Consider the following 7,341-nt stretch of genomic DNA (forward strand, 5'->3'; position numbering starts at 1 on the left):
GGTTAGGGGTGGGTTCGTGCTTGACACCCGACGAAATTGCTGAAGTTGAGACGACTCGAAGCAAGTGCCCCCAAGCCAAACGTTTCTTTCCAATAGCGATTGCCCCATCCCCAAAAAAAATTTTTTCAGGGGGGTGATATGAACTGGGGTGAGGATGGGTAAGTTAGAGATAAGGAGATAAAAAACCCAAGCATCCCCAACTTTTTAGGAGAAGGTACGAGCATGAAGACAGAATTTAAAACCAAGTTTCTGCAACACCTCAATCAGAAGCGCAAAGAAGGCGGTTTTACCCTCATCGAACTGCTGGTTGTGATCATCATTATCGGGATTCTGGCCGCCATCGCCCTTCCCTCCTTCCTCAGCCAAGCGGCTAAAGCCAAACAGTCGGAAGGTAAAAGCTTCGTCGGTGCCGTCAACCGCGCCCACCAAGCCTACCGACTGGAGAACACCGAATTTACCAATGATTTTGAAAAGCTCGGAGTAGGTTTGCCGACTGAAACGAACAACTATACGATGGATATCCCAACAGCAGATGGAACAGTTGCAACCACAACAGCTATCCCTCGTGATGAAGCACTCAAAGGCTACGCTGGTCAAGTGAAGATTCTAGACACTGGTGCAACGGGTACTGTCTTGTGTGAAGCTGAAACTGCCGGTAAAAGTGCTCCCACTCCCACTGCTGATGAAGATGGTGGTACTTGTGCCGGCGGTGAGAAACTCTAAAAGCTTTGCTTGACGTTGATTTGAGCTTTGTAAGTTCACTAAGTTAAAGTAAACTTCAATCAAGTTTGTCAGGTAAGCTTTTAAACTGAACTGGATAGTGCTGCGCTCCTTTTTTAGTAGAAAAAAGGAGCGCAGTTTTTAGATATATATAATTTAATGGCCCAAACAGACTGGCAGCATCAAGCAAAATCCAATTGGGATTGCGGAGACTACCAATCCGCGGCAAATTTATACGAACTCGCCATCGAGTTAGAACCCGAAGTTCGATCGCACTACTGGAATTTGGGATTGATGCTGTTGCTTCTGGGAGAAGAAGAGGACGCGCAAGCCACTTGGCTGTCGGTGATGCTAGAAGCGGAACCGGAAGCCGCAGATGAGTGGACGGCAGAATTACTTCGGGTATTGCAACGGGAAGCCGAACGCCAAGAAACATTTCAAAATGAGCAAAAAAACGAGCAAAAAAACGAGGAAAACGATCGCCTCGCGTGGGTGATTCGCCAGCATATCCGGGAAATTGCACCGGCAGATTTGGACAATACCTTGCAACTGATGCAGCAGTTTGTCAGGTTGGATATCCTCGAAGATTTTGAAGAGATTGTCTTGGAGGCGATCGCATTACTCGAGAATACTGCCACCCCGAATCGCGAATTATGTCGGCAAACGGTGCAAACCTTACTCGATGTTGCGGCGATACTGCCGGTGACGGCGCAATTTACTCAAGCTTGTGTGGCGCGACTAAAAGGCGATCGAGACTTGGAAAATGCGATCGTGAATAAAACGGCAAGTTTAGCCAAAGATAGCAGTTTTCCCAAATCGCGACTCATCCCATATCTCGATCTTTGCCATCAACTTCAACCGGAAAATATCCCGATTCTGGTTAATTTAATCAATCTCTATCAAGATGAAAACCAATACGATCGCAGCCTGGAACTGACGGCGAAACTCTTAAGCCAAGCCGATACGCTACTCGATCGAATTGCCGGATATTACTTGAAAATTCGAGCATTACTGAAGTCAGGAGGAGATTTCGACAAAGCTTATACCAGCCATGAAACGTATCAGTCTCTCCTACTAGAGTTGATTGATGCAATTGAAAATCAAAAAATCGCCGTTGACGAAAATCATCTCCTAAATCTGATTTCGATCGTTTCGTTCTTCGGGTATTTAGACGATCGTCCTCAAGAAGCCAATCAATTTCGGCAAAAAATTGCTCGCGTTTGGCAATCGCAAATCAAACAACACTTCAGCTTGACTTCATTCGATTTTACAACATTTGAGCCGTCGAGACTGAAAAGCGATAGACCTCTCAAAATCGGTTATCTTTCCGGCTGTTTAACTCGCCATTCCGTCGGTTCCATTTCTCGATGGCTGTTTCGCCATCACGATCGCGATCGCTTTCAAACCTATGGGTATTCTCTCACAGATACAGGAGATTTTATCCAGCAGGAAATTGCCAGTCAGCTATCGATTTTCCGCAATTTCTCCCAAGATACACCAATCCCAGAAATCGCGACTCAAATCGAGCGAGACAAAATCGATATTTTAGTGGATTTAGATAGCTTGACTTCTAAGACGGGATGTGCAGTTTTGGCTATAAAACCCGCTCCCGTTCAAGTGACTTGGCTGGGGTTTGATGCCTCGGAAATCCCCACCATCGACTATTTTATCGCCGACTCTTACGTATTACCCGACTCCGCACAAACGTACTACCGCGAAAAGATTTTGCGACTGCCGCAAACCTATCTTGCCGTCGATGGATTTGAGGTTGGCGTACCCACTTTACGGCGAGAAAAATTAGAAATACCCAGCGATGCAATCGTCTATTTTAGCTCGCAAACGGGAGCAAAACGCCATCCCGAGAACGTGCGATCGCAAATGAAGATTTTACAAGCCGTTCCCAACAGTTATTTACTCATAAAAGGCTTAAATACCGATATCGAATCCGTACGCCGTTTCTTCGAGCAAATGGCAGCGGAAGAAGGGGTAAAATGCGATCGCTTGCGATTCCTGCCGGCTGCACCTTCAGAAGCCATTCACCGCGCCAATATCGGCATTGCCGATGTGGTTCTCGATACCTATCCCTATAACGGAACGACGACAACCCTAGAAACCCTATGGATGGAAGTTCCGGTGGTGACGCGGGTGGGGGAACAATTTGCCAGCCGACAAGGGTATACTTTACTGACGAACGCCGGGATTGAAGAAGGTATTGCCTGGACGGATGAAGCCTATGTAGAATGGGGGATTCAATTGGGAACAAATTCCCAGTTGCGCCAACAAATTGCCTGGAAATTACGCCAGTCAAAAAAAACGGCCCCGCTGTGGAATGCGCAAAGATTTACTTGCAATTTAGAGCAAGCCTATCTCGATATTTGGAATATCTATATTCGCCAACATTCATAATATTAGGAAAAATTAAAAATGAAATCGATTCAACTCCACATTGGAGGAACCCAACCTCATCCAGACTGGAAAATATTAGATATTGAAGAGCGCGAAGAAGTCGATTTTATCGGCAATGCTACGAATTTAGAGCAATTTGAAGAGAATTCAGTTGAAGCGATTTATGCCAGCCACGTTTTAGAACACTTTCACCACTCTCTCAATAACGAGCTAATTGTAACGCTCAGGGAGTGGCATCGAGTCCTGAAACCCGGTGGGAAACTATACATCAGCGTTCCCGATTTACAAACCCTGTGCTGGCTGTATTTGAATCCCAATTTAACGCCGATGGAACGCCATTATTTGATGCGAATTATGTTCGGCGCGCACAGCGATGAATATGACGTTCACAAAGTGGGTTTTGACTTTGAAATTTTGGCGATGTATTTAGAAGAAGTGGGATTTGAAGAATATGAGAAAGTTTCTAAATTTGGGATGTTTGAGGATTGTAGCGATATGGAGTTGATGGAGACGTTAATTAGTTTGAATGTCATTGCGGTGAAATCCAGATAGGATATGCGATCGTAAAATTTAAAAATGATTCTATAATTTAGGGAAAATCACGAACAAATGGCTGACTTGCAAGATATAAAGTGCAGAAAACTTAGGAAATTTGATTGGAGAACGTCAGGACTGTAGGGGTCAACGGCCGTTGACCCTATTTTTCTTCTAAGTTGCTAAAATGCAAATTATAAATGCCATCGATAATTAACTCATTTCTGTATTTTTTAAGCTCATCAATCGTATAATTTTCACTTCGATCGATATCCCAACTCAACACTTGCAGACCGTTCCAAAAGGTTCGATCGCCATTTTTAGATGTGGGTAAGTCTAGAAGCATTTTACACTGAGGATTGGCGGCAATAAAATCCCAGTTGGCTTGCTGAACTTCACCATTATTGCTATCATCAACGATTATTAAAGCCCGATCGGCTAAAAAGGGAACAGCAAATAGCAGCCCTAATAGTTGAGAGCGATAATCGTGGGCCCCGTCGTAAAAATACACCCCAATTTTATCGGCAAACTTTAAATCCCTTAACTCGCCAAAAAAGTCTTCAAAGTCTTGGTTGCAGAAAATAACGTTTTCTTCCAACTCAAATTTTGTCAGATTCTCCACCAATTGAGCTAAATTTTTGCCATCAAGATCGAACTCGGAGAAGTTATCCACGGCATAGGCAACGGTTTCGGTTCGATCGAGGAGTGCGCCAATCAGAGTCGCCCCCTGAAAACAGCCAATTTCACAGTACACTTCTCCCGCTTCCATGCACTCTACTCCCCAATTGAGCAATTGAAGAACGTTAGTGGTCGTCATCCCTCGAACTTGCTTTAAAATCGGTTGGAATCGATCGGATTTGGGAGAAATGGATTCCTCGCCCCAATTGTCGTAGAGATCGGGAAGATGCCGAACAAACTTTTGATAATCCATGGCTAATCGATCGCGGTTTTCACCAAATATAGGCCCCGCCAGTAGGGGTAGTGCCCCCGTGCCTACCCCGTTATCGATATAAACGAGGTAGGCACGGGTTGCCCAGAACAGACAGGAGGTTGTAAGCTTCGCAGATTTGACACAAGCCAATCCAGTCTAAGATTCCCTTACCCCAAAACTTCCCCTACTTCCAACCGAGTCCCATTGGCAAAATCCCATCCCGATCGCGCTTTTTTTCCAGCTAACTGAACCTGCCGCAACAACAATAACCCATCCCCCGTCTGAACGATCGGGCCGAGTTTTTTCGCCAGTCCCACCACCTCTCCAGGACGATCGGATTGGGGAGCGATCGCATCTAAACTCGGTTGCAACATCGCAAAATCGACTGGAAGTTGAGACCAATATTCTTCCCCGAGGGGTGCGGTAGCTTGAATTTTCAAAGCTTGCCCGCGAAATTGGGTCGTGCAATTGGGATAGAACCCGCGAATGCGATCGTGCAGTTCGATAGCCGGTTTCGACCAATCGATTGGGTAGTCTTCTTTTTTAATTAGTGGGGCGTAGGTCGCTAATGTATCATCTTGCGGAATGGGTCGAATCAGTTGACCCTCGAGTTTGAGGAGGGTATCCACCATCAAATCTGCCCCCAAATTTGCCAATTTCACCGCCAACTCATCCGCGTTTTCTAGCAAACCGATCGACACTTCCGACTTAAGCAACATCGCCCCGGTATCCATCCCCGCATCCATCAGCATCGTCGTCATCCCCGTGACCGTTTCGCCGTTGCACAAACACCATTGGATGGGGGCTGCCCCACGATATCTCGGCAGAATCGAACCGTGACCGTTGATGCAGCCGAGTTTGGGCATATCGAGGATCTCCTGAGACAGAATCTGTCCGTAAGCTACTACCACGAAGGCATCCGCACTAGCTTCTCGCAGGTTTGCCAGGGTGGGGGCATCTTTTTTGATACGACTCGGCTGCCAAACCGGTAGGTCGTTAGCTTCAGCTACAATCTTCACCGGAGAGGGCAAGAGTTTTTTGCCTCGCGATCGCCGTTTATCGGGTTGCGTTACCACCGCCATCACCTCAAAGCCATCCGCAGCAAGGAGATGTTCTAGAGTGGGGACGGCAAATTGAGGCGTGCCGAAGAATATAATTTTCATCGTTGCTTGACTTGAGAATTAGAGATGCACTCTAGTGGCATAACCCAGTGAAACTCTACTTTACTATCCATTGGCGACTTTTGAACCTTCTCACCCTTGCCAAACTTTATCAAAGCTTTATCAACCCTTCATTGAGCTTTGTTTAGATATTATTGAAATTCCCCCGAATCGATGGTAAAACATCAGTACTATCGCGGTCATTACTTTAAAGACGACCTCATTCATTCAGTATTTTCCTTCAAATCGCCGTTTGATGGCGTGAAAATTTTTATGGGAGCCAGACCCAACTCTTCTACTCCACTGGGTTGTATTGGATTGGTCTCTGGCCGGGTTTCGGGGTTCGTTACATCACGCCTGGGGCGATCGAGGCAGGGAAAGTTTTGAAGGGTGTCTGCGGGTGGGGTAAATATCCAGCCCGGTATTATTGAGTGTTGGCATCAATGGAGTTATCGATGTCGCTCTCTCGAAAAAATCTAGAATCGAACGGGCGCGCGATATGATGCCCGTTACAAATACTCAGCTACTCAGCCTAACCCAATTTAGCCTAACCCATGAATCAACGACAAAACTCAAACGATCCTATTGGTAGTCCTCACCCCCTTCCCTGGAACTGGGCAATGACCACCCACGCTCAAGTGAGTTCGACCCGCGGCTTTGGTGTCAAATATTATCGAACGGGTCATTTGATTTCACCGGATGGAGCCTATGGGGCCTACTCTCAAGTGGAGATGCAAGTAGATCCCAAACTTCACCGCAGCAGCCTCAGAAGTCGTCTATTTGTGGAAAACCGCCGTACTGGAGAAATACAGCGCGTCGTCCCCACCTCTCCCATTGCCACCAGCGCTCGAGCGGCGATCGATCCGACTCAAATGCGAGGCACGATTTCCGTATCTATTCCCCTTTCCTGGTCTAGGGGTGGCGATCGTCTTCTCGCCCGTCAGTTTGAAGGATTGTTTTGTTCCTCCGAAGCAACGGATTATGCGGTGATTTGGGATGGTAAGCGCAAACGAAGCACCACCCTAGCACCCAACCGACTCGATGGTGGCTGTGCGGTGTTGTTGGGTTGGAGTCAAGCAAGCAGCGATCGAGTCTTATTCCGATTGGGCGGTTTGGGATCTCGAGAGTGGTCGGTCTGTGCGGTGGATATTGGCGGGACGACGGTGATGGCAAACGACGATCGCCCTCTTCTGTTCGGAAATCCCCTCAACGCGATGTTGGAATCGACTAAAGTCGCAGCATCGTTTTAGGGTTTTCCCGTCCTGTAGCGCATAAAACGTTAACTTACGTTCCGGTCTGAGGCAACAAATTGTTACAATGTTTTAAGTAAGCTCTCAGCAATGGCAAATTCATGGATGTCCAGACGGGAACGCCTCTTTCTCGTGGCGTAGATTCGGGTCTTAGAACTACACCTGCTAACTCAGCCACGGTTACCGTTCGACCTCAACCGATGGCACCGGTCGCCGACCCGGTCGAGCTAGAACCGATCTCTTCCGTTCCAGCTCTGCGCTACGATCCGCAACAAGTCAGCGATCGATATCGCAATCGCCCCCTAGCAGTCTGGGGACGCTTCATCTCGATCGTCGGGTC

General features: G+C 47.1%; 6 protein-coding genes and 1 pseudogene. 5 read left to right on the forward strand and 2 right to left on the reverse strand.

What is annotated here, in order from left to right; translation table 11 throughout:
- The first annotated feature begins 222 nt into the window (after nt 1–222).
- The 3 genes from IQ235_RS13840 (at nt 223) to IQ235_RS13850 (ending at nt 3,678) form a co-directional block, all read left to right on the forward strand.
- A complete protein-coding gene (locus IQ235_RS13840) occupies nt 223–723 on the forward strand; it encodes a type IV pilin-like G/H family protein (protein WP_264322038.1) in 501 nt (166 codons plus the stop codon).
- A gap of 156 nt (nt 724–879) precedes the next feature.
- Entirely contained in the window at nt 880–3,126 is a 2,247-nt protein-coding gene (locus IQ235_RS13845) for an O-linked N-acetylglucosamine transferase, SPINDLY family protein (protein ID WP_264322039.1), read from the forward strand.
- 18 nt (nt 3,127–3,144) lie between these two features.
- Entirely contained in the window at nt 3,145–3,678 is a 534-nt protein-coding gene (locus IQ235_RS13850) for a class I SAM-dependent methyltransferase (protein ID WP_264322040.1), read from the forward strand.
- Between the two features lie 145 nt (nt 3,679–3,823).
- On the opposite strand, the gene IQ235_RS13855 is transcribed toward IQ235_RS13850, so the two are convergent.
- The gene (locus tag IQ235_RS13855) at nt 3,824–4,741 is read right to left on the reverse strand and encodes a class I SAM-dependent methyltransferase (protein ID WP_264322041.1); all 918 of its coding nucleotides are present in this window, start codon (nt 4,739–4,741) and stop codon (nt 3,824–3,826) included.
- A 17-nt stretch (nt 4,742–4,758) separates the two neighbouring features.
- Complete coding sequence (gene fmt, locus IQ235_RS13860; RefSeq protein ID WP_264322042.1) at nt 4,759–5,754, reverse strand: methionyl-tRNA formyltransferase; 996 nt, start codon at nt 5,752–5,754, stop codon at nt 4,759–4,761.
- 551 nt (nt 5,755–6,305) lie between these two features.
- Here fmt and IQ235_RS13865 point away from each other — a divergent pair.
- Together IQ235_RS13865 and IQ235_RS13870 are read left to right on the forward strand one after the other, a co-directional pair.
- Entirely contained in the window at nt 6,306–7,001 is a 696-nt protein-coding gene (locus tag IQ235_RS13865; RefSeq protein WP_264322043.1) for a hypothetical protein, read from the forward strand.
- 101 nt (nt 7,002–7,102) lie between these two features.
- Nucleotides 7,103–7,341, forward strand: a pseudogene (locus IQ235_RS13870) (hypothetical protein); the annotation flags it as partial.

The organism is Zarconia navalis LEGE 11467, from assembly GCF_015207075.1.
GTDB lineage: Bacteria > Cyanobacteriota > Cyanobacteriia > Cyanobacteriales > Geitlerinemataceae > Zarconia > Zarconia navalis.